General features: G+C 63.1%; 21 protein-coding genes. 2 read left to right on the plus strand and 19 right to left on the minus strand.

Annotated elements, in window-relative coordinates; all coding sequences use genetic code 11:
- Nucleotides 1-181: 181 nt before the first annotated feature.
- Nucleotides 182-1,447: a hypothetical protein gene (locus EOA16_RS06580; protein WP_127256503.1), complete on the plus strand. Its 1,266-nt coding sequence runs from the start codon at nucleotides 182-184 to the stop codon at nucleotides 1,445-1,447.
- On the opposite strand, the gene EOA16_RS06585 is transcribed toward EOA16_RS06580, so the two are convergent.
- From EOA16_RS06585 to EOA16_RS06620, 8 genes are all read right to left on the minus strand, one after another.
- Nucleotides 1,444-2,532, minus strand: coding sequence for a hypothetical protein (locus tag EOA16_RS06585; protein ID WP_127256504.1), 1,089 nt, complete (start codon nucleotides 2,530-2,532; stop codon nucleotides 1,444-1,446). The two genes, EOA16_RS06580 and EOA16_RS06585, sit on opposite strands and share 4 nt — an antisense overlap.
- Nucleotides 2,519-3,166 carry a hypothetical protein gene (locus tag EOA16_RS06590; protein WP_127256506.1) on the minus strand — a complete coding sequence of 216 codons (648 nt, stop codon included), beginning with the start codon at nucleotides 3,164-3,166 and terminating at the stop codon, nucleotides 2,519-2,521. Before EOA16_RS06590 ends, EOA16_RS06585 begins: the two co-directional genes overlap by 14 nt.
- Entirely contained in the window at nucleotides 3,163-5,217 is a 2,055-nt protein-coding gene (locus EOA16_RS06595) for an AAA family ATPase (protein WP_164754136.1), read from the minus strand. The genes EOA16_RS06590 and EOA16_RS06595 overlap by 4 nt, the downstream gene beginning before the upstream one ends.
- Before the next feature lie 405 nt (nucleotides 5,218-5,622).
- Entirely contained in the window at nucleotides 5,623-6,912 is a 1,290-nt protein-coding gene (locus EOA16_RS06600; protein ID WP_127256510.1) for a cysteine desulfurase-like protein, read from the minus strand.
- Nucleotides 6,913-7,013: 101 nt separating this feature from the next.
- The gene (locus EOA16_RS06605) at nucleotides 7,014-7,688 is read right to left on the minus strand and encodes an amino acid ABC transporter permease (RefSeq protein WP_127256512.1); all 675 of its coding nucleotides are present in this window, start codon (nucleotides 7,686-7,688) and stop codon (nucleotides 7,014-7,016) included.
- A 152-nt stretch (nucleotides 7,689-7,840) separates the two neighbouring features.
- Nucleotides 7,841-8,638, minus strand: a complete 798-nt coding sequence (locus tag EOA16_RS06610; RefSeq protein WP_127256514.1) for an ABC transporter substrate-binding protein — start codon at nucleotides 8,636-8,638, stop codon at nucleotides 7,841-7,843.
- 73 nt (nucleotides 8,639-8,711) lie between these two features.
- Nucleotides 8,712-9,911 carry a pyridoxal phosphate-dependent aminotransferase gene (locus EOA16_RS06615; RefSeq protein ID WP_127256516.1) on the minus strand — a complete coding sequence of 400 codons (1,200 nt, stop codon included), beginning with the start codon at nucleotides 9,909-9,911 and terminating at the stop codon, nucleotides 8,712-8,714.
- Between the two features lie 190 nt (nucleotides 9,912-10,101).
- Nucleotides 10,102-10,863 (minus strand): HpcH/HpaI aldolase/citrate lyase family protein, encoded by a 762-nt coding sequence (locus EOA16_RS06620; protein ID WP_127256518.1) that lies wholly within the window; start codon nucleotides 10,861-10,863, stop codon nucleotides 10,102-10,104.
- 122 nt (nucleotides 10,864-10,985) lie between these two features.
- Here EOA16_RS06620 and EOA16_RS06625 point away from each other — a divergent pair, with 122 nt between their 5' ends.
- Nucleotides 10,986-12,077 carry an LLM class flavin-dependent oxidoreductase gene (locus EOA16_RS06625; RefSeq protein WP_127256520.1) on the plus strand — a complete coding sequence of 364 codons (1,092 nt, stop codon included), beginning with the start codon at nucleotides 10,986-10,988 and terminating at the stop codon, nucleotides 12,075-12,077.
- 24 nt (nucleotides 12,078-12,101) lie between these two features.
- On the opposite strand, the gene EOA16_RS06630 is transcribed toward EOA16_RS06625, so the two are convergent.
- From EOA16_RS06630 to EOA16_RS06680, 11 genes are all read right to left on the minus strand, one after another.
- Nucleotides 12,102-12,497, minus strand: coding sequence for a RidA family protein (locus EOA16_RS06630; RefSeq protein ID WP_127256521.1), 396 nt, complete (start codon nucleotides 12,495-12,497; stop codon nucleotides 12,102-12,104).
- A gap of 63 nt (nucleotides 12,498-12,560) precedes the next feature.
- Complete coding sequence (locus EOA16_RS06635; RefSeq protein WP_127256523.1) at nucleotides 12,561-13,709, minus strand: acyl-CoA dehydrogenase family protein; 1,149 nt, start codon at nucleotides 13,707-13,709, stop codon at nucleotides 12,561-12,563.
- Between the two features lie 231 nt (nucleotides 13,710-13,940).
- Nucleotides 13,941-14,753 (minus strand): enoyl-CoA hydratase family protein, encoded by an 813-nt coding sequence (locus EOA16_RS06640; RefSeq protein ID WP_127256525.1) that lies wholly within the window; start codon nucleotides 14,751-14,753, stop codon nucleotides 13,941-13,943.
- Entirely contained in the window at nucleotides 14,750-15,220 is a 471-nt protein-coding gene (locus EOA16_RS06645; RefSeq protein ID WP_023811475.1) for a MarR family transcriptional regulator, read from the minus strand. The genes EOA16_RS06640 and EOA16_RS06645 overlap by 4 nt, the downstream gene beginning before the upstream one ends.
- Nucleotides 15,214-15,972 carry an SDR family NAD(P)-dependent oxidoreductase gene (locus EOA16_RS06650; RefSeq protein ID WP_127256527.1) on the minus strand — a complete coding sequence of 253 codons (759 nt, stop codon included), beginning with the start codon at nucleotides 15,970-15,972 and terminating at the stop codon, nucleotides 15,214-15,216. The genes EOA16_RS06645 and EOA16_RS06650 overlap by 7 nt, the downstream gene beginning before the upstream one ends.
- A gap of 199 nt (nucleotides 15,973-16,171) precedes the next feature.
- Nucleotides 16,172-18,466, minus strand: a complete 2,295-nt coding sequence (locus EOA16_RS06655; RefSeq protein WP_127256529.1) for a bifunctional salicylyl-CoA 5-hydroxylase/oxidoreductase — start codon at nucleotides 18,464-18,466, stop codon at nucleotides 16,172-16,174.
- Between the two features lie 141 nt (nucleotides 18,467-18,607).
- The gene (locus EOA16_RS06660) at nucleotides 18,608-19,207 is read right to left on the minus strand and encodes a VOC family protein (RefSeq protein ID WP_127256531.1); all 600 of its coding nucleotides are present in this window, start codon (nucleotides 19,205-19,207) and stop codon (nucleotides 18,608-18,610) included.
- Between the two features lie 77 nt (nucleotides 19,208-19,284).
- Nucleotides 19,285-20,121 (minus strand): ATP-binding cassette domain-containing protein, encoded by an 837-nt coding sequence (locus tag EOA16_RS06665; RefSeq protein ID WP_127256533.1) that lies wholly within the window; start codon nucleotides 20,119-20,121, stop codon nucleotides 19,285-19,287.
- The gene (locus EOA16_RS06670; protein ID WP_127256535.1) at nucleotides 20,114-20,992 is read right to left on the minus strand and encodes an ABC transporter ATP-binding protein; all 879 of its coding nucleotides are present in this window, start codon (nucleotides 20,990-20,992) and stop codon (nucleotides 20,114-20,116) included. The genes EOA16_RS06665 and EOA16_RS06670 overlap by 8 nt, the downstream gene beginning before the upstream one ends.
- On the minus strand, nucleotides 20,989-21,837 hold the full coding sequence (locus EOA16_RS06675) for an ABC transporter permease (RefSeq protein WP_127256537.1): 849 nt from the start codon (nucleotides 21,835-21,837) through the stop codon (nucleotides 20,989-20,991). Before EOA16_RS06675 ends, EOA16_RS06670 begins: the two co-directional genes overlap by 4 nt.
- Complete coding sequence (locus tag EOA16_RS06680; protein WP_127256539.1) at nucleotides 21,830-22,837, minus strand: ABC transporter permease; 1,008 nt, start codon at nucleotides 22,835-22,837, stop codon at nucleotides 21,830-21,832. Before EOA16_RS06680 ends, EOA16_RS06675 begins: the two co-directional genes overlap by 8 nt.
- Nucleotides 22,838-22,894: the final 57 nt, after the last annotated feature.

A 22,894-nucleotide genomic window follows, 5' to 3' on the forward strand; every position in this document is an offset into this window, starting at 1 on the left:
GGGGCCAAGCCGTGTCGGAATTTCTAACAAAACTGGGCTATTTGCGATTTTCATTGACGTAGTCGTATACGAAGATTTGATGTGGTTATGGCCGCATAAGGGCGCTTGATCGCTGTCGTTCGCGAGGCTGAAACGGCTGCGGGGATACGCGCGCGTAACTAAATAAAAGGGGAGAGATGGCATGTATGTCGCGTTCGATGAATGGACACAGGGCAGATCGATCGCCTCGCTCGGCACCAACGCCGGCGCCGACGAACTGCCGTTCCAATCTTGGCGTAGTTTCAAGGAGGCCTATGCGCCTGAGCTGGTGGAACGCGCCGTTCGGGAGAGCGCGATTCCGGTTCGACGTGCCTTGGATCCATTTGGCGGTTCGGGAACGACTGCGTTCGCCTGTCAATTTCTAGGTGTTCTGCCGACAACGGTCGAAGTCAATCCGTTCCTCGCCGATCTGATCGAAGCGAAGCTGAGCCAGTATGACGCCGATGCGCTTGCGCGCGATCTCGGGCTGATCGCCTTGCGCGCGGCGAACGAAGAAGGAGCTCTAAACCGTTTAGCCGTACTGCCACCGACATTCGTCGAGCCCGGGATAAAGGATCGCTGGATATTCGACTGCGGGATCGCGACGCGCATCGCCGCGTTCCTGGAGGCCATCGAGAGCTTGCCGAATGACAGGCATCGTCGATTGTTCAAGGTGCTGCTTGGCGGCATCCTGATCGATGTGAGCAATGTCGTCGTTAGCGGCAAGGGGCGCCGCTATCGCCGTGGCTGGCAAGATCGTACGCGCGCGCCAGGGAGTGTCGATGAGGCGTTCTTCACCTCAGCGCGTAACGCAATCGGTGACATTCACCGTTACGCCAATCGCCGGGAACTGGGCTATGAACTGATCCGCGGCGACGCGCGATGCGTGATCGACAAGGGTCGCTGGGACCTAGCGCTGTTTTCGCCGCCCTACCCAAATTCGTTTGACTACACCGACGTGTACAATGTCGAGCTATGGATGCTTGGCTATCTCAATTCCTCCACCGCCAACCGACTGTTGCGCGAGGCGACGCTTAGCTCGCATGTTCAGATTTCCCGTTCGTTTGCGCCGCCGCCGCCAGGTTCGGACCAGCTCGATGAAGTCATGGCCAATTTGATCGAAGCTCGTTCAAAGCTATGGGACGCGCGTATCCCGGATATGGTGGGGGCCTATTTCGCGGACCTCATGGCGATTATTCGGCAGATCGGACGCGGTCTCACGCGAGGTGGCTCGCTCTGGCTGGTGGTCGGAGACAGCCAGTATGCCGGTATCCCGATCGCTGCAGCCGAAATCATCGGCGCGCTGGCCGAGCGCGACAAGTGGGTGCTTCGGGGTTATGAGCCGTTCCGGTCTATGCGGCTGTCGGCGCAACAGGGCGGACGGCCCGAGCTGGCTGAAACGCTGATCATGCTTGAGCGCGCCGTCTAACCCTTGGCCGCTGCGCGCGCAGTGCGAAGCTGCTTTGATGTCGCGTACACGAACCAACGCCGCAGATGCACTTCGAGGGTTTTCGCCAATCTGCGCACATGCTTGAAACAAATAGCGTCTCCGGCGTCGTCGCAGCGCATGTCGAAGCAGACCAGCGCCCCCCATTTTGCTCCTTTGCTATCACGATAGGCAGCGGCCTGTTCGACTCCGGAGCGAATCCAGTCGCTGGTGTACTTCTTGGTCACTGCACTACCGCCTTGGCCGTAGGTTCGCAGCACCTTGAGCTCTATGATGCCGTGTTGCGTCACCTTTGATCGATCGATGGGGTCGTTCTCGATGATTTCGATATCGAGACGACCTTCGGGCATGCTCTGTTCGCTGCGCACCGTGCAGGTTGGGAAGGCGGCGTTGAGCGCAATCTCGAGGTAGGTCTGGACCCGGTCCTCGGCGTCCTGAAACGGAAACCACTTGTCCCGATTATACCAGAGCTTAACTGACTTGGGTTGCGCGTCTGGCGTGACCATCTTTTCAGAATGAGTGGTCTCAATTGCTGCGGTCACCGCGTCAATAGTCACCTCGGTACTAGCCATCGGCAAATCTTCGAAACTGGCAAGATCGGCCAATCCGCCGGGATAGTATCGAATATGCAGTTCGGGGTGGCGCGGATCGAAGATCATCGCAGGCACGACGCCCAAGCCCAGCGTGTCGGTTATGAAAGTAAACAGGTCATCGTCGTCGGCATGGATGGCCGGAATGAAATGTCCCGAGCCTGGGCCGGCGCCGACGAACCAGAGCTTGCCGTTGATCTCGTGCAGGCCGTTATCTAGGCGAGGAACGCGCTTGGGCGAATAGGGCAGGGCAGCGTCAGGCGGCGACGGCATCAGCAAAAAAACCGCCGCGAGATCTGGCTCGACCGTGTCGCCGCGCACGGCCAAGCGCCGGCGAATCAGCTTGGCAATGGATGAGCGGAAGCGGATGTCCGCTGGGAGGCCAGCATCGGCGCCGAGGCCGGCGTCGGCCAGTGCCGTCACGCGAAGATTGGCGTTCTTCCAAGGACCGAGGGCGGCCTCTTCATCGTTCGCCATTGATCCTCCGATGAAGGTGGCGGACGTAAAGGTGCAGCTTCTCGCCGGGGGTGGCGTTACCGCCTTGAATCACCCGATCGAACTTGTCAGCGGCATTCGCGCTATAGTTGCGATCTCGCCAGTCGGCGAAATCGATCACATTGTCGATCGTGATCATAGGGTCGGAATAGGTTGCGTCTTCGCTCATGGCCCGATCGAGTTCGACGTCGCTCAACGCCGACAGCGCATAGCCGAGCTCGGCGATGAAACTCCCTAGCTGTCGCTCCTCTGGAAAATCGCCCAAGGCTCCCAGGATCGGATCGGCGAACTTTCGATTGAGCCGATATGCACCTTCTAGCCGCCAGCGGCGGGCTTCGTCTTGAACATGGCCGACGCCCGAGATCACCACCACCCCTTGGCCAACGAGCCGATCAAGGTCCTGTTGGAGATCGGGATAGAAGGGTCCACCGCGCCGCTTGAGGACCTTGCCATTCAGGACCGGCATGTCCCAAACTGGGGCCAACACGTTGGACAGGTAGGCGAAGCCGTGCAGCCGCAGGATGTTGAGCGGCACCAGGCCTGCGTCTTCCGCCGCGCCGAGCAGCATGACCACACGCACCTGGCGTCGCAGGACGTCGACCTTTGCCGTGCTCATAGTTTGCTCCGGCGTGGTTTCGCCGGTGCGGCGCGGGTCGCGGCTCGCTTTTTGTGCGGCTCGACCTTCGCGAGGAGCGCTTTCATGATCCGAGTATATTCGTGGCCGAGCTGCCGGATGGCGGCCGTCGGCGCGGCGATCGTAAATAGATCAATCACACGCGGGACACGATCGCCAGATGGCGCGGAGCGCTTCAGCAGTTCCGGGATAAGCTCGCCCTCGACCAGATTGGAGGTCGTAACGAGCCGGTTGCCGTGGGCCGAATCCCCGTAGCGCGCCAAGACGTCGGCAGCACGTGTGACGAATACGGCGTCGAGCGAGGATTCCGGCGCGTCGATGACCAAGCTGCTGGATCCATTGGCACTGGCGACTTGCATCAACGCCATGCGGAATGCGAGGTCGATAAATTCTCGCTGGCTCTCAGAGACATGTTCGGGACCTGTCCGACGAACCGCGGTGGGAAAGTTCGTACCCGTCATGTCGAGTTCGAACGCGGGAAATTCGATCGGCTCGCCGGTCTGCCCGATACGCGCACGCTGCGGCGCCCAGACCAGGTTAACGGTTTCGAGGAGGAAACCGCCGGCAAAGCCCGAGAAGGCTGCCATGATCGCGGCAGACTGCCGCGCCATGGCGCGATTCTGAGCATCGACGAACTCGCTGAAGCTTGTGCGCTTGTCGGTGAGTTCCTTCGTCAATGCCTCGACACGACTGCGCATCGATGCAAGCTCGGACCGCTGCTTGTGGATGTCCTGTTCACTGGGCGGGAGGCGTTGAATAAGTAGGTCGATGCGTGCGGTACGCTCGCCGATTTTTGCATCGAGCTCGGCAAGCTCGAACCGCGCTTTGTCGAACTCAGTTTCGGACGAGGTCAGTTGTTGCTCGGCCTCGGACAGTTCCGGTTCGATCGCTTCGAGGGACGTCTGCACCTTTTTGGCTCGGCTGTCAGCCATCTTGGCGGCAGGGACATCGGTGTTCGGCCCGGAGAGGTCGGAGCCGCAAATGACGCAGTCATTGGCGGCGATCCGCTGTTCGAGTAGAGCCGCCGCGTGGGGCACATGGTTGCCGCACACCAGACAGTTGGCCTCAGCGAAGAGTTGCTCGAGAATGTAGCGCGCCGTGTCCGATTTCTTCGGAAACCGGGCTTCGACCGCGCGAAGCTTGGCACGTTCGAATTCGCGGTAGCGGGATTCGCGTTCCTGCTGGGCTTTGAGTAGGCGAAGACGCGCGTGCTGTCGGCGGCTGTCCAGCTCGACAAACGTGCTGTCCAGCTTCTCGCGCCGCGCGACGTCGGTGGTCTGCAGCGCTTCAAGCGTCTTCAATTCCTGGCGGACATCCGTGCCGCGTCGTGCCTTCGTCTCGACCTCGGTAAGTGCTTGCTCCTCGCGATAGGCGGCGAAGCGTAAGTTGCGCATGCGACTATCGAGCTCGAGAATTGCACGCTCGTCCTCCGTCCAGGCTTGGGCCACGGCAGGGGGAAGAAGCAGCGTGCGCAGAAGCTGGCGTTGGGCCGAGGAGTCCCAAACGAGCTCCCGCCGATCTTCGAAATAAAAGATCATATGGCGTAGGAGCAGAATCCAATCGCCGAACGACCACACCCCGGCCATCTTCGCGATAGTCGGCTGGAAGACCATGAGATCATCCGTCTTTTTTGCCGTGCCGTTGACGGTAAAGCTGGTGAGCGCGAGGTCGCGAAGCCGGCGCTCCACCACCAGTTCGTCTTGCCCGATCTTGAAGGTCAGGCGTGCCGTAGACCCGCGTGCGCCGTCAGTCACACGCTGTGCGAAGATCGCTTTGCCTCCAGCGCTTAAACCGGCGATTTTGAGGCTGGCATTACCGAGGTCGGCACGTGACATCAGGGCCGGGATATCAAATGGACCAGTCAGCAGCCGGAAGATGATCGAGATGAGCGTGGTCTTGCCCAGGCCGTTCGCCCCGAGGACTAGCGTGAGGCCCGGCTTGAACACCACAGACAACCCTGGCTTGCTCGCTGTTCCGGGGTAAAGGCCAAAGTCGTGTACCTCAAGATCTTCAAAGACCGGAAAATTGATCATCCATCCCCCAGATTGCCCCACGCACCTAATTTCCGCCTGCGAGCCGGCAACGCGCGATATTGTTGCTTCCTCCATCACATAGCAAGCGAGATCGACGCCAGCTTGACCGTCTTCATCAGCTAGGTGTCGACATGCCTAAACCTGTCAAATCATGGCGCCGAGGTAACCGAGCGCTGGCGAGAGCCTCCGGGAATTATTAGCACGGAGCGGCAAGCACACCTCGCCTCGTTCTCATTGTCGGCTGGATACACATTTGTTCGAAGACTGAAGTACGCGCTTGATCGATGGCGGCTATTCCATATCGTCTTTCCTAGAACTGCCAGTCCACTTCCGGCCCAGTTCCCGCCGTTCCGAAACGCATACCCGAATGGCCGCTTCCGGCGCGTTCTTGGACTGGACGCCCGATCACGACAATTTGGCAATAATGGTCCGCAGCGCTTCGCCGAACTTATGGATCTCCCCCACCGTGTTGTAATGCACCAGCGAGGCGCGGATGGCGCCGCTGTCCATCGACAGGTTGAGACGCTTCATCAGGCGCGGCGCGTACATGTGGCCGTCGCGGATGCCGATCTGCACCTCGGCCATTTCCTCGACGATCCGCTGCGGCGACAGTTTGCCGATGTTGAAGCAGAAGGTCGGCACGCGCTCATTGATGCGCGCCTCGTCGGCAACGCCGTAGATGGTCGCGCCGCAGTCCTTGAGCACAGCGAGCATCTCGCGCGCCAGCACCAGCTCATAGTCGCGTATGGCGCTCATGCCGGCGACGATGTTGTCGCGCCGCGAGCGGTTGTTGGACGGCGCCAGATTGCGGCCGATCAGTTCGAGATACTGCACGGCGGCATCCATGCCGGAGACGTTCTCGTAGATGAAGGTGCCGGCCTCGACCTTGTAGGGCGGCTCGTCGGGGATGAAATCCTCGCGGAAGGTCGGCAGCCGCTTCAGCGTTTCGAAACGGCCCCACAGGAAGCCCATATGCGGCGAGAAATTCTTGTAGCCGGAGCAGACGAGATAGTCGCAATCCCAGGCCTGCACGTCGATCAGCCCATGCGGCCCGTAATGCACGCAGTCGAGGAACACTTCGGCACCGGCCGCATGCGCGATACCGGCCACCGAAGCGACATCGACGATCGAGCCGATCGAATGCGCGGTCACCGTGCAGGCGACGAGACGGGTGCGGTCCGAGACCAGCGGGCGCAGATCGTCGACATGCAGATTGCCGTCCTCGCGCATCCGCCACCATTTGAATTTGGCGCCGGCCTGCTCCAGCGCCAGCCATGTCGCGATGTTGGCGTCGTGGTCCATGTCGGTGATGACGATCTCGTCGCGTTCTTCGTCTGGATTCTTGGCCAGCATCTGGCCGATGCCGAGGCTGACCAGGCGGATGAACGAGGTGGCATTCATGCCAAAGCAGATTTCCGCCGGGCTGTAGGCGTTGATCAGCAGTGCCACGCTTGTCCGTGCATTGGCGACCGACTGGTCGACGGTGACGCTGCGGCCATAGCGGCCGCCACGCTGCACATTGTGCGAAACCAGATGGTTGGTCACCGCGTCGAGCACACTCTGCGGGATCTGAGCGCCGGCGGCGTTGTCCAAAAAGATGAAGTCCCCGGCCCGCTGCAAGGCTGGAAACATGGCGCGGATGGTGTCGACGGGGAACGCGCTGGCGTTCGCATTGTCGGTCTGGTGCTTGTTCACGGGTAGGCTCCTGCGGAGGATTTGGGCGGGGATCAGTTGCTGGTGCAATTCCAGGAAAAGTGGGAAGCGGTCCGGAATTGCGTTGAGACAAAGGGTCGAGGTCAGCGCTTCTTTTCGGTCTTGAAGCGCTCTTCAAGCAGGCTGACGAGGCGGACCATCGGCCAGAGGAAGATCAGATAGACAAGTGCTGCGCCGATCAGCGGCGAGGGGTTGGCGTAGAGCGACTGCGCGTTGGTCGCTTCCTTCAGGAGTTCCGGCAGCGCCACGGTCGAGGCGAGCGAAGTATCCTTGAACATCGAGACGCAGTTGCTGGTCATCGGCGGGATGACCACGCGGATCGCCTGCGGCAGCACCACCTTGCGCAGGGTCAAGAGGAACGGCAGGCCAAGCGCCTGCGACGCCTCGAACTGGCCACGCGGAATGCTTTCGATGCCGGATCGGAACACTTCGGCCGAATAGGCCGACATGATGAAGGCGAAGGCAGTCACCGCCGACGCCCAGGATGACAGCCGTATGCCGAGAAACGGCAGCGCGTAGTAGATCAGGATCAGCACGACCAGCACCGGCAGGGCGCGGAAGATGTCGGTGTAACCGATCGCGAGCCAACGCAGCGGCTTCGGCGCATAGAGCCGCACCAGGCTGATCGCCAGGCCGATGGGGATGCCGATGCCGATGCTCAATATGCCGAGCAGCAGCGTGTTCAGGAAGCCGCGCAGCAGCGCCGGCAGGCTGGACATGATGACGTCGGGGTTGAAGAAGGTATCCAGCAGCGACATGGGAGCGTTCCCGAACCCGAGAGCAAGGATGCTCAGGTTAAAACCAATATGCCTCGCCGAGGGCGAGGCGGTCTGTGCGCAAGCCGGCGCTGGAGCATGAAATGAATCGTGCCGGCCTGGAAAGCCGGCACGATGTCAGCGCAGCTTTCAGCTCAGGCCTTCGGCAGCGGCATTTCCTTCATGGTCGAAGAGTCGGCGGGCGCGTCGCTGCCGAACCACTTCTTGTGGATGGCGGCCAGCGTGCCGTCCTTCTTCATCGCGCTCAGCGCGTCGTTCAGCTTGCCGAGCAGCGGGTGGTCCTTGGTCATCATCAGGCCGTACTGTTCGCCGGTCTTGATGCGTTCCTTGACGACCAGGTCCTTCATCTTGGTGAAGGAATATTCCATGCCCGGAATGTCGCTGACGGCGGCATCGACGCGTCCGGCGCTGAGGTCGAGCAGCAGGTTCTGCTGCGTGTCGTAGCCTTTCACGTCGCTGAAGCCGTCGGCTTCCTGATGCGCCTTGACCCAGGTCTCTCCGGTCGAGCCGGACAGCACGCCGACGATCTTGCCCTTGAGGTCGGCTTCGGCCTTGATCGCGCTGTCGGTCTTGGTGGCGATGCCCATGTCGGAATCATAATAGGGCTGGGTAAACGACTGCGATTTCAGCCGCTCCGGGGTGATGGTGATCGACGAGATCGCGACGTCGATGCGCTTCGAGGTGGTGGCGGCGAACAGCGCCTGGAAGCCGAGATCGGCGATGTCGGTGGTCATGCCGATGCGCTTGGCGGCTTCGTTGACGATGTCGACTTCGAAGCCCTCGAAGGTGCCGCTCTCGTTCTTGAATTCGAAGGGCGGGTTGGTCGGGTAGGCGCCGACATTGAGCACATCGGCGGCATAGGCGGAGGCGGGGCCGGCGGCAAGGCCGATGGCGGCGGCAAGAAGAAGCAATTTACGGCGAGTGAAGCTCATTTGTGTTCCCTCTGTTGTTGATCGGGCGGGTTGCTCCCGCACGGTTTTTTGCCGCCCCGCTTCAGGCAGGGCGTCAATTCATGGCAGCGACCATGCGCTCGAGCGCGGTCGCTATCTCTTCGCGTTCACGGCACACGCACATCCGCAGGAAGGCCGTTGCCGAACTCCCGAAGAGATGGCCGGGCGCCAGCCCGACGCGCGCCGTCTCCAATATCCTGGCGCAGGCGTTACGTGCATCGCTTTCGCCTTCCATGGCGAAGAAGGCATACATGCCGCCGCGCGGTTTCGCAGGCAGGATGATGCCTGGAATCTGCGCCAGCCTGTCATAGGCAAGGTCGAGCCCGGTCCTGATCCGCTGCCGGATTTCCTCGACCAGCGGCTCGCCCTGGCGGATCGCTGCAACCGCACCAGCCTGGATCGGAGCGGCCGTGCCGCTGTTGACATATTGCGTCATGGCGCCGAGCTGGTCGGCAACGCCTGACGGATGCGTCAGCCAGCCGATGCGCCAGCCGGTCATCGCCCAGGCCTTGGAGAAACTGTTGACCGACAGCACCCGGTCGCCATCCTCGGCGATCTGCAGGATGGAAGGGGCGACGTCGCCGTCGAAATAGAGCCTGTTATAGACCTCGTCGGAGATGATCCAGATGCCGGTGCGGCGGCTGAAGTCGAGCAGCGCCTGCATTTCCTCGCGCGATGCGGTCCAGCCGGTCGGGTTGGACGGCGTCGACAGGAAGATCGCCCGCGTGCGCGCGTCGCAGGTCGCAAACAGCCGGTCGAGGTCGAGATGCCAGTCACCCCTGTAGTCGAGCGAAAACGGCCGTGGTTCACCGCCGATCAAATGGATGGCGTTGTGGATGTTGGGCCATTGCGGCGCGACATAGACGACGTTGCTGCCGGTATCGACCAGCAGTTCCAGCGCCAGGTACAGCGCCTGCATGCCGCCAGGCGTGACGGTGGTGCGCGCGATCGGGATCGGCCGGCCGTGCACGCGCGTCTGATACTCCGACAGCGCTTCATTCAGCGGTCCATGGCCGCGCATGTTGGGAACGTAGAAAGTCAGCCCTTCATCGAAGGCCGTCTTGGCGGCGTCGCGGATGAAAGCCGGCGTCACCATGTCGCCTTCGCCGTACCAGAGCGCGATCACATCGCCCAGTTCACGCGCCCGCACGGCAAGGTTGGCGATGTTTTCGGTGTGCAGATCGCGAATCTGGGCGCGCACGCCATCGAAGGCATAGCGCGCGCTGGACGATGACTGGGGCAGTACGAACGACAAGGACTGAAACCCCTCCCACCCGGAGTACAACGATGGACTGGCCGGGAAGCCCATCCCGTACGGCAGTCGCCATCGCTCCTGGAATGCTTATCCAAAGCGCGGCACTTTTCAAGGCGAAAGTTTTAAGCTTAAAAAGTTTGGCCGGTCTGTTGCCTTGCCGATACGCCCTTTTCGCCTTGCGGCGCCCATCTCATGCCAGTTCGTCGCGTGCGGCGGCACAGTTGGCCGCAGCGCCGGCGCCGAGGAACATCGTGTCGCTGGCCAGGATGAAGAACCTGGCGCCGATGGCTGCCCATTGCCCGACAGGCTGTGGGCTGGCGCAAAATATGCCGGCTGCCTTGTTGTGTGCGATCGTCGCGCCGATGATCGTGCGGATCGCCGCATTGAGCCTGTCGGCGCCTTGCGGGCCGATCGCATCGATCGACACCGAAAGATCGCCAGGACCGACGAAGATCACATCGACGCCGTCGACGGCCGCGATTGCCTCGATGTTGGCGAGCCCTTCCGATGTCTCGACCTGGATCGCGACGACGATCCTGTCATTGGCGCCGGCCAGATATTCGGGAATGCGATAGCCGTAGCCGGCGGCCCGGCCGGGTCCAACGCCGCGCTCTCCCTTGGGTGGATAACGTGAGGCTTTCACCGCTGCTTCGGCCTGCGCGGCGGTCGAGACACGTGGGATGAGCACGCCTTGCGCTCCACTGTCCAGTGCAGCCTGGATGGCTTCCGGCGCATGGCCGGGAACGCGCACCATGGCCGGCACGCGGTGCAAATCGGCCGCGCGCACCATGCTCTCGATCATGTCGCGCGAGATCTGCGCATGTTCCCAGTCGATGCAGAGGAAATCGAGGCCGGACTGCGCCATCACTTCGACCGCGACGGGATGGGGAATGGCGGCAAAGGAGCCGATAAGGTTCGTCTTGCCGATGCATTTCTGGCGGAACTCATTCATGCCGATCCCCTTTTTGTCTCTGCCGGAATCCATATCCGCAAACCATGGCGAGGCGAAGCTATTTCATGCTTGAAATATTTTTGCGGAGCCGTAGCGTGCGATCTTCGCCGGGAGGTCGCGACATGAACAAACCACATCCCTTGCACGGCCCGAACAGACTGAAGCTCGGCGTCTTTTCGACCAATGCCGACGGTGGCCTTGCCATCACCGATGTGCCTGAACGCTGGACGGCGAGTTGGCAGGACAATCTGACGGCCGCCCAGATCGCCGATCGCGCCGGCCTGGAGTTCATGCTGCCGATCGCGCGCTGGCGCGGTTTTGGCGGCCGCAACAAGGTGCGGGAATGGTCGTTCGAGACCTTCACCTGGGCGGCGGCACTTGCTGTGGCCACCGAGCAGATCGGCCTGTTCATGACCGTGCATGTGCCGCTGGTGCATCCGCTCTATGCCGCCAAGGCGCTGGCGACGGTCGACCATATCAGCCACGGCCGCGCCGGCCTGAACATCGTCTGCGGCTGGAACCCGAAGGAATTCGGCATGTTCGGCACGCCTTTGGTCGAGAAGGGCTACGACCAGGCGGCCGAATGGATCGAGATCCTCGAAAAGCTTTATGCCTCGGCCGAGCCGCTCGACTATGAGGGCACCTATTACCGCCTCAAGGAAGCCGTCAGCCGGCCGGCCAGCCTGCAGGTTCCGCGCCCGGTGACCATGAACGCTGCTTTCGGCGGGCCGGGGCGCGATTTTGCCGCCGCCCGATGCGACTATCTGTTCACGACCTTTTCCGAAATGAGCGATGCCGGCAAGCACGTCGCCGACATCAGCGAGCGGGCCCACAAGGCAGGCCGCGACGTCAGCGTCTACACCGTGGCGCATGTCGTCTGCCGCCCGACGATGGAGGAGGCACAGGCGTACTACACGCGCTACGCCGTTGATATGGCCGACCACGACGCGGTCGATGCGCATATGGCGGGCAAGAAGGAATTCTCGCAATCGCACGACCCGCATGCCTATGACCGTTACCGGCAGCGTTTCGCCGGCGGCGCCGGCACCTATCCGCTGATCGGAACCCCTGAAACGATCGCCGCCGACATGGCTGCCATTGCCGGACATGGCTACCAGGGCATCGCGCTGTCCTTCGTGAACTACACCAGGGAGTTGCCCTATTTCTGCGATCACGTGCTGCCGATTTTGAAGCAGGCGGGACTTCGCGAATAATTTATTCCTGGGGTAACCGATTGGTTATTCCGGGATGACGGCAGTCGCCTGGATCTCCACCTTTGCCCGGTCCTCGACCAGCGCCACCACCTGCACGGCGGCCATCGCCGGAAAATGCCGGCCGATCACCTCGCGATAGGCCTCGCCGATACCCCTGAGATTGGCGAGGTATTCGGCCTTGTCGGTGAAATACCAGGTCATCGAAGTGATGTGCTGCGGTCCGGCACCGGCTTCCGCCAGCACCGCCACGATGTTCTTGAGTGTCTGCCGTACCTGGCCAACAAAATCGTCGGTCTCGAACTGGCATTGGCCGTTCCAGCCGACCTGTCCGCCGACGAAGACGAGCCGCCCGCGCGCCGCGACGCCATTGGCGTAGCCGACAGGTTTTGCCCAGCCTTCCGGCTGCAGAATCGTGTGCATTCAAAACCTCCCGGTATTCCAAAAACCAATTTTCAAAATCGAATGCCCGTCAAATCTCTGCCGTCACGCCGCGCCCATCACTTGCCGCGCGATCACCACTTTCTGCACGTCGGAGGCACCCTCGTAGATGCGCAGCGCGCGGATCTCGCGATACAGGCTTTCGACGATATGGCCTTTGCGGACACCGTCGCCGCCATGCAGTTGCACGGCCTTGTCGATCACCTCTTGCGCCTTGTCGGTGGCAAACAGCTTGGCCATCGCCGCTTCGCGGGTGACGCGGGGCGCACCCATGTCCTTGGTCCAGGCGGCGCGGTAGACCAGCAGGGCGGCCGCGTCGACGTCCAGCGCCATGTCGGCGATATGGCCCTGGACCATCTGCAACTCGCCCATCGGCGCGCCGAACAGTTTGCGCTCGGCCACCCGTTTGATGCTTTCGTCCAGCGCGCGGCGGGCAAAGCCGAGCGCTGCCGCACCCACCGTCGAACGGAACACGTCGAGCACCGACATGGCGATGCGGAAGCCGTCGCCGGGTCTGCCGATCAGCGCCGAGGCGGGCAGGCGGACCTGCTCGAAAGACAGCCGCGCTAGCGGATGCGGTGCGATCACTTCCAGGCGTTCGGTGATGCCGAGCCCCTTGGCGTCGCCAGGCACAAGAAAGGCGGAAAGCCCCTTGGCGCCAGGCGCCTCGCCGGTTCGGGCAAAGACGACATAGAGGTCGGCGATGCCGCCATTGGAAATCCACGTCTTCTCGCCGAACAGGACATAGCTGTCGCCGTCGCGGGTCGCCGTCATTTCGGTGTTGGCGACATCCGAGCCAGAGCGCGGTTCTGATAAAGCGAAGGCGGAAATCGCCTTGCCGGCGCGCGTCTTTGCCAGCCATTGCTGCTGTTGCGGCGTGCCGAACAGGCTGAGCGCACCGGTGCCCAGCCCTTGCATGGCGAAGGCGAAATCGGCGAGCCCGTCATGGCGGGCCAGCGTCTCGCGCGCGATGCACAAAGTGCGCACGTCGAGTGGTCCCGGATTGTCGGTGTCGAGCGCCGTCGGCTTCAGCCAGCCATCTTTGCCGAGCTTGCCCACCAGCTCGCGGCAGGCGGCATCGACATCATGGTGGGAAACGGGCAGGTTTTTCGCGCACCATGCCTCCAGCTGCTCGGCCAGCTCGCGATGACGGTCTTCGAAGAACGGCCAGTTGAGGAAGGAGCGGTCAGGCATGTTTGCCTCCGCAGTGCTTGGAGCGTTGCGCTCTACGGCGCCCCCCTCTGTCCTGCCGGACATCTCCCCCTCTAGGGGGGAGATCGGCTGTCATTGCCGCTTTCGCCAATCGCCAGCGCTGCAAGATGGGAGCCGGCGCCCAAGCTGCCAATCTCCCCCCTTGAGGGGGAGATGTCCGGCAGGACAGAGGGGGGCGCTGTCCCGCCAACGTCTCGATTGAACCGCTCATCATCAGTCCCCCTCGAACACCGGCTTCTCCTTGGCCACGAACGCCTTGTAGGCACGCTCAAAATCCCGCGTCTGCATGCAGATCGCTTGCGCCTGCGCCTCCGCCTCGATCGCTTGGTCGAGACCCATCGACCATTCCTGGTTGAGCTGTGTCTTGGTGATGCCGTGCGCGAAGGTCGGACCGGAGACGATGCGCGCCGCCATGTCGAGCGCGTCGGCCTCAAGCGCTGCGGCATCGACCAACCTGTTGTAGAACCCCCAGCGCTCGCCTTCCGCCGCCGTCATGGTGCGGCCGGTGTAGAGCAGTTCGGCGGCGCGGCCCTGGCCGATGATGCGCGGCAGGATCGCGCAGGCGCCCATGTCGCAGCCGGCGAGGCCGACGCGGGTGAACAGGAATGCGGTCTTCGCTTCCGGCGTGGCGATGCGGATATCGGAGCTCATGGCAATGATGGCACCTGCGCCGACCGCGACGCCGTCGACCGCCGCAATGATCGGCTTGCCGCAATTCAGCATCGCCTTGACGAAATCGCCGGTCATGCGGGTGAAGGCGAGAAGCTGCTTCATGTCCATCTTGACCAGCGGCCCGATGATGTCATGGACATCGCCGCCGGAGCAGAAATTGCCGCCATTGGAGAGGAACACCACGGCGTCGACATCGTCGGCATAGACGAGGTCGCGGAACGTGTCGCGAAGCTCGGCATAGCTGTCGAAGGTCAGCGGGTTCTTGCGCTCCGGCCGGTCGAGCCGGACCTTGGCGATCCTGCCCTCGACCTCCCACAGGAAATGCTTCGGCTTGCGTCCGGCCATTGCGGTCATTCGCGTCCCTCCCAATTGCTGCGGAACGAGGTCAGCATGCCGGTCAGCCGGCGCGCGTCGTCCTCGCTGACCTTGCCCAGCAATTCACCGATCCAGCCTTCATGCGCCGCGGCGATGGTGGCGAAGGCCTGCGTACCTTCCTCGGTCAGCCGCACCATCGAGGTGCGGCGATCGCCATTGCGCCTCGCGCGGGCGACAAGTCCTTCCGAAACCAGCCGGTCGACGATTCCCGTGACATTGCCGTTGGACACCAGCAGGAAGCGCGACAGGTCGCTCATCAGCATGCCTTCCGGCGCGCGATAGAGGGCGGCCATCACGTCGAAGCGCGGCAGCGTCGTGTTGAATTCCTTCTTCAGCCGCTCGCGCAGCTCGGCCTCGATCGTGCGCGAGGCACGCAGCAGCCTGATCCACAGACGCAAGCGGTCCTTGCCTGGTCCCGACGGCGCGGGCAGGGGGCCGGCTACCATGTTTCGCCTCCTGAGATGGAAATCGCCTGTCCGGTGATCGATTGGGCGGCATCGCCGCACAGCCACAGCACGGTGGCGGCAACCTCATCCGGCTGGATGAAGCGGCCTTGCGGGTTGGTCGAGGCAAGGCTCGACCGCGCCTGCTCGACCGAGCGGCCGGTCTTCTCGATGATGCGCTGGATAGAGTCTTCCAGCATCTCGGTTTCGACAAAGCCCGGGCACACGGCGTTGACGGTGACACCAGATTTCGCGGTTTCTGCCGCCAGCGCCCGCATCAGGCCGACGACGCCATGCTTGGCGGCGACGTAAGGCGCCACATAGGCGTAGCCTTTCAGTCCGGCGGTCGAGGCGATGAAAACAATTCGTCCTGTTTTCCGCGCCGCCATTCCGGCCAGCGCCGGCTTTACCGTCAGGAAGGCGCCGGTCAGATTGACGTCGAGCGTGCGCTGCCAGTCGGCAAGGGTGGTTTTGTGCGCCGGCGCGCTGCCGGCCATACCGGCATTGGCGACGACGATGTCGAACGGTCCGCGCGCGGCTTGCGTCCTCTCGTAGAGCGACGCCATCGCCGCCTCATCGGTGACATCGGCGGCGATGCCGAAGATGCGGTCGTTCTCGCCGGCCACCTGGGCAAGCTCTGCTTCCCGGCGGCCGCAGATGGTGACGTCGATGCCGGCAGCAGCCAGCGCCAGCGCGATGGCACGTCCGACACCGGAGCCACCGCCTGTAACCAGCGCGTGCTTGCCCGCGATCATGCGCCAATCCTCGAAACTTGGCGCCAAGTACCCCCACCCCTAACCCTCCCCACAAGGGGGAGGGAGAAAGCAGCGGCAGCACCTATCGATCGCAAACTTATGCGGTTTCCGCCGAGTCGAACGCAACATAATCCCCCTCCCCCTTGTGGGGAGGGGCTAGGGGTGGGGGTACAGCGCCGACGTAGCAAGCGAAAAGCATTCATACTTTCAGCCCCGCGGCGGCGTCGCGCTCGGCCAGCCGATAGAGCTGGTCGCGTCCGGGCAGGTAGGGATCCGGCCACTTCACGCCACGGTCGCCCAGCGTCACCGCCGCATGCAGCGTCCAGTAGGGATCGGCGAGATGCGGCCGCGCCAGTGCCACAAGATCGGCGCGGCCGGCCATCAGGATCGAATTGACATGGTCCGGCTCGTAGATGTTGCCGACCGCCATCGTCGCCATGCCGACCTCGTTGCGGATACGGTCGGAAAACGGCGTCTGGAACATGCGGCCATAGACCGGCTTGGCCAGTGCCGAGGTCTGGCCGGCCGAGACGTCGCAGATGTCGACGCCGGCCTCATGCAGCAGCCGTGCAATCTCGACCGCGTCGGCGGGCGTCACGCCTTCGATGCCGACCCAGTCATTGGCCGAAATGCGCATCGAGATCGGCTTCTCCGCCGGCCAGGCGGCGCGCACCGCTCGAAAGATTTCGAGGGGATAGCGCATGCGATTATCAAGCGAACCGCCATATTCATCCGTGCGCCGGTTGGTGACCGGCGTGATGAAGGACGACAGCAGATAGCCATGCGCGGCGTGGATCTCGAGCATGTCGAAGCCGCAACGATCGGCCATCTCGGCCGAGGCTGCGAATTCGTCGCGCACGCGGTCCATGTCGGCACGGTCCATCGCCTTCGGCACCTGATTCTGCGGCGACCACGCCACGGCCGAGGCTGCCATCACCGGCCAGTTGCCTGAGACCAACGGCACGTCGGTGCCCTCCCAGCCGAGCCGGGTCGAGCCCTTGGCGCCGGAATGGCCGATCTGGGCGCAGATCTTGGCCTCGGTCTCGGTGTGGACGAAGTCGACCAGCCGCTTCCATGCCACCTCATGCTCGGGTGCATAGAATCCCGGACAACCGGGCGTGATTCGCCCTTCTGGACTGACGCAGGTCATCTCGATATAGATGAGGCCGGCGCCGCCCTTGGCGCGCTCGGCATAATGGGTGAAATGCCAGTCGGTCGGGCAACCGTCGACGGCCTTGTACTGCGCCATCGGCGACACGACGACGCGGTTCTGCAGCCTCATGTCGCGCAGCTTGAACGGCGCGAACATCGGCGCGCGGCGCAGGCTGTTGCCGCCGGCGCCGGCCTGGCGCTGGAACCATTCCTCGGCGCTTTCAAGCCATTCGGCATCGCGCAGCCGCAAATTCTCGTGGCTGATGCGCTGCGAGCGGGTCAAAAGCGAATAGTTGAACTGCACCGGATCGAGGCCAAGATAGCGCTCGACCTCCTCGAACCATTCGAGCGAATTGCGCGCCGCCGATTGCAGCTTCAGCACCTCGGTGCGGCGGGCATCCTCATATCTACGGAACGCCGCGTCGAGGTCCGGCTCGGACTCGACATATTCGGCCAGCGCCACCGCGCTTTCCAGCGCCAGCTTGGTGCCGGAGCCGATCGAGAAATGCGCCGACGCCGCCGCATCGCCCATCAGGGCGAGGTTCTTGTAAGACCAGCGCTCGCACAGCACGCGCGGGAAATTGATCCAGGCCGACCCCCGGATGTGGTTGGCATTGGTCATCAGCGCGTGGCCGCCGAGATGCTTGGCAAAGATCCGCTCGCAGACGGCGATCGATTCCTGCTGGGACATCGCGCCGAAGCCGAAGGCAGCCCAGGTCTGTTCGCTGCATTCGACGATGAAGGTCGCCGTGTCGCTGTCGAACTGGTAGGCGTGCGCCCACACCCAGCCATGCTCGGTCTTCTCGAAGATGAAGGTGAACGCGTCGTCGAATTTCTGTTGCGTGCCGAGCCAGACGAACTTGCATTTGCGGGTGTCGATGTCTGGCTTGAAGATGTCGATGAAGCTGTTGCGCGCCCTGGAGTTCAGGCCGTCGGCAGCGACCACAAGATCATGCGTCTCCATGTAAGGTTTGGGATCGGCGATGTCGGTCTCGAACATCAGCTTGACGCCGAGTTCGCGCGCGCGGCGCTGCAGCAGGACCAGAAGCCGCTTGCGGCCGATGCCGCAGAAACCGTGTCCTGACGAGACCGTGCGCACGCCGTCATGGATGACGGCGATGTCGTCCCAGTAGGCAAAATGCTTCTTGATCCAGACGGCGCTGACCGGGTCGTTCTTCGACAGATTGTCGAGCGTCTCGGCCGACAGCACGACGCCCCAGCCGAACGTGTCGTCGGCGCGGTTGCGCTCGAACACCGTCACATCGTGCGTGGCGTCCCTGAGCTTCATCGAAATGGCAAAGTAGAGGCCGGCCGGTCCGCCGCCGAGAACCGCAACCTTCATCTGTGCGATCTCCTCTTCGCTTGCTGGAGTTCAGTATCGCGCCGGCGACAAGATATTTCAAGCTTAAAGTTTTATATCAGAACGATTGTCCCGACATGGCGAAAGCGCGCCTGCGTGTCGTTGCGCAAGCGCGCTGCCGGATCACTTTTCCGGGCTCTTCGGGCTCCATAGCACCGTCTCGGCGCCCTTCTCATAGGCCATGCCATCGGGATAGCTGATCGCTTCCAGCTGCAGTCCCCAAGGCGCCTGGAAGTAGAGAATGGTCTGGCCGGCGGCGGGTCCTTCCTTGACCGGCAATGGTCCCAAGCGTGTCTTGACGCCCTTGCCGTCGAGATAGGCTTTGGCAGCAGTGACATCGTCGACGTAGAAGGCGATGTGGAAGCCGCCAATGTCGCTGTTCTTCGGTGTCAGGTTCTTCTGGTCCGGTGCTGTGTATTTGAACAGCTCGATGTTCGATCCATAACCGCAGCGGACCATGGTGACCTCTTCGATCACCGCCTTCGGATCGACGCCAAGCAGATCCTGCATGAAGGTGCCTTTGTCGTCCGCGAACGGACCGAACGACATCGCCTTCTTGCAGCCGACCACTTCGGTGAAAAAGTCGACCGCCTGCTTCATATCGGGAACGGTGATGCCTGTGTGGTCGTGCCCGCGCATGCCCGGGATCGAGCTGGCGGTGGCCATGCCGGCGCTGCCGAGCATCGCGGCGGCGAGCGTTGCAATTGCGATTGTGGTCTTCATGTCAGTCCTCTCCATTGGCGGGACTTGGGTCTTTGCGGTCGCACGTCCGAGGCCCGCTTTTCGGCGTGCGTTTACATTCATGTCGGCGCGCTGGCGGCGGCTGGTATGTCCAGCCAGCCGGCATCGATCTCGGGCAACGGAATGGCTGCGATGAGATCGCGCGTGTAGCTCTGCCGCGGGTTTTCGAACAAGGCGTCGGTGGCGCTCGCTTCGACGATCACGCCTTCGCGCATGACGATCACCTGCCGGCACAGCCGCCGAATGACGGACAGATCGTGGCTGATGAAAGCGACAGTCAGGCCCATCTCCGCCGCGAGCTTCTCCAGCAGGGTCAGGATCTGCGCCTGCGTCGATACGTCGAGACCGGAGACGATCTCGTCGGCCAGCACGAATTTCGGCGACAGCGCCAGTGCGCGCGCAATGCCGACGCGCTGGCGCTGGCCGCCCGACAGTTCGTGGCGGTAGCGGCTGGCAAAGCTCTGCGGCAGGCCGACACGTTGCAGCGCCTCGGCGACGCGTGCCTTCAGATTGTCGCCAAGGCCGTTCTGCTTCAGCGGCGCGGCGATGATGCTGGCGATGGTGCGGCGCGGGTTGAGCGACGACATCGGATCTTGAAAAATCATCTGAAGATTGCGGCGCAGCGGCCTGAGCTCCGCTTCCGGCAGATGGGTGATGTCGCGACCGTCGAAAGTGATGCTGCCGGCGCTGGGCTCCAAGAGGCGCACCAGCGCGCGGCCGAGCGTCGATTTGCCGGACCCGGATTCGCCGACGATGCCGGTCACCGAGCCCCTGGGAAGGTCGAAATCCAGGCCTTTCAGGATTTCGGCCAATGGCGCGCGGCCGATCAGCGGTTTGCGCGTCATGTCGGGCAGCGCGACCTTCAGCCCATGCACGGAAAACAGCGGCTCAGCCATGCGGCCGCCTCCATACCTGGTCGGCGGCGGCGATCTCGGCAGCAAGCCCGGCCAGCACCGCCTCGTCCACCGGCTTCAGCGAGGCGAAAGGATCGGTGTAGCGCGGCGTCGCCGCCATCAGCGCGCGCGTGTAGGGGTGCTGCGGCGCGGCGAAGAGAGCAGCCGTGTCAGCCTCCTCCACCACTTTGCCGGCATAGAGCACCGACACCTTCTGGCTGATCTTGGCGACGACGCCGAGATCATGGGTGACGAACAGGATCGCCGTGCCATGCTCGCGCTGCAACTGCACGATCAGCCGCAGGATCTGCTTCTGCACGGTGACGTCGAGCGCCGTGGTCGGCTCGTCGGCGACGATCAGCCTTGGCTCGGCGGCGAAGGCGGCAGCGATCAGCACGCGCTGGCGCATGCCGCCGGAAAGCTCGTGCGGATAGCTTTTCAGCACGCGGTCGGGGTCGCGGATCTGCACCTCGTCGAGCAACTGGCGAATGCGGGTATCGGCCTTCTCGCCGCTCCAGCCGAGGATGCGCACCAGCCGGTCGGTCATCTGCGAGCCGATGCGCCGCGATGGGTTGAGCGCGGTCAGCGGGCCCTGCGGGATCAGTGCCGTGCGCGCGCCGATCAGCGTGCGCCGTGCCTTGGGCTGCAATTTGCCGAGGTCTTCGCCCTCGAGCAGCATGTCGCCTTCGACAATGCGCACGCTCGACGGCAGGACACCGAGCACCGCCTTGCCGATCATCGTCTTGCCGGCGCCGCTTTCGCCGACCAGCGCGCGGACCTCGCCGGGCTGAACGGAGAGCGACACCGAGCGCAGCACACGATGGCCGTTGGGTAGCACGGCGCTCAGGTCCCTGATCTCGAGACAGGCGCTCATCGCAGCACCGGGTCGAAACGCGTCTTCAGCGCCTCGCCGAATTGGCTGAACGACAGCACGGTCAGGATCAGCGTGACCAGAGGGAACACCAGCACCCACCACGCCTGGTGGATCGACAGCCGGCCCTCGGCGATGATGCCTCCCCAGGTCGGATCGTCGGTCGAGATCGACAGATTGACGAAGGACAGGATCGCCTCGACGATGACGGCGATGCCCATTTCCAGCGACAGCAATGCGACGATCGACGGCACCACATTCGGCAGCACTTCGCGCAGCATGATGCCGATGCGGCCATAGCCGGCGGTGCGGGCATTCTCGACATAGTCCATGCGCGACTGGCCCATGGTCTCGGCACGGATCACCCGGCAAAAGCGCGTCCAGTCGATGATAGCGATGGCGAGGATGACGGAACTGAGGCCGGTGCCGAGCACGGCAACCAACAGGATGGCGAACAGCACCGGTGGGAACGCCATCCAGACATCGACGATGCGCGAGATGATGCGGTCGGCCCAGCCGCCGAAATAGCCCGCGATCAGGCCCAGCGTCGAGCCGACCAGGCACGCCGCGATGGCCGCGGCAAACGCGACGATGAAGGCGATGCGGCCGCCGAAGATCAACCTCGACAACAGATCCCGGCCGAGGCTGTCGGTGCCGAGCCAGTAGCCGGGCTCGGCACCATTCATCCAGAACGGCGGCAACCGCTCCAGCATCAGATCCTGCGCCAGCGGGTCCTGCGGCGCTACCAGCGGGGCGAAGATTGCCGCCAGAAGCGCCAGCAGCAGCCAGCCGCCGGCCAGCCACAGACGCGGCGACACAGCTCGTCTTCGAGCACGGCCCTCATCCATGGCGCAGTCTCGGGTTGAGCAGGGCATACATCATGTCGACGCTGAGGTTGATCAGAACGAACAGCAGCGCGAAGACCAGAACGATGCCCTGGATCAGCGGCAGGTCGCGGTTGATGACGGCATCGATCGCCATATTGCCGAGGCCTTCATACGAAAACAGCCGCTCGACGATGACCGTGCCGCCGATGAGGAAGGTAAACTGCACGCCGACCAGCGTCAGCGTCGGCAAAGCGGCATTCTTCAGCGCCTCGCGCAGAATGACCTGCGTTTCCGAAAACCCCTTCACCCGTGCCAGCACGACATAGTCGAGGTCGAGCACTTCCTTCAGCGACTGTTTCAACAGCTGCGAGATGATTGCCGCCAGCGGCAGCGCCAGCGCCACGGCCGGCATCAGCATGTGCTTCAGGAGATCCCAGGTGAGGTCGAGGCGCAGCCGAAGCAGGCTCTCGAACAGGTAGAACTGGGTGACGAAGGGCAGGTCGAGCTGCGGCGACACCCGGCCGGAAATATCGAAGATCGGCACCAGCACGCCGAACAGCAGGATCAGCACCAGGCCCCACAGGAAGTCGGGGATGGAAAGCGCCGCGCCGCTGGCGATGTCGATGCCGGCCTCGACCGCCGTGCCGCGCTCGCGCGCGCCGATAATCGCCGTGGTGCCGCCGAGCGCCACCGCCATAATGAGTGCAACGATGGCAAGTTCCAGCGTCGCCGGCAGCCGGTTGAAGACGAGACCAAGCACGTCCTGTCTGAGCGAGATCGAGGTGCCGAAATCGCCTCTGGCCACGCCGGACAGCCAGATGAAGAATTGTTGCACGATGGTCTTGTCGAGGCCGTAGAGCGCGCGCAGCCGGGCAATGTCGGCATCCGTTGCTCCTGGCGGCAGCATCATGGCGATCGGATCCCCGGGCGCGACGCGGATCACGACAAAGACGACGACGGCCACGCCGAACAGCGTGATCAGCATCGTCAGCAGACGGATCAGGAATCGTTGCAGGAGCATGTAAATCTTTGCGGGAGCCCGTGGGCTCGTATGCCCGATGGAAAATGCGCGCCGTCA

The sequence above is a fragment of the Mesorhizobium sp. M7A.F.Ca.US.008.03.1.1 genome (genome assembly GCF_003997495.1).
GTDB lineage: Bacteria > Pseudomonadota > Alphaproteobacteria > Rhizobiales > Rhizobiaceae > Mesorhizobium.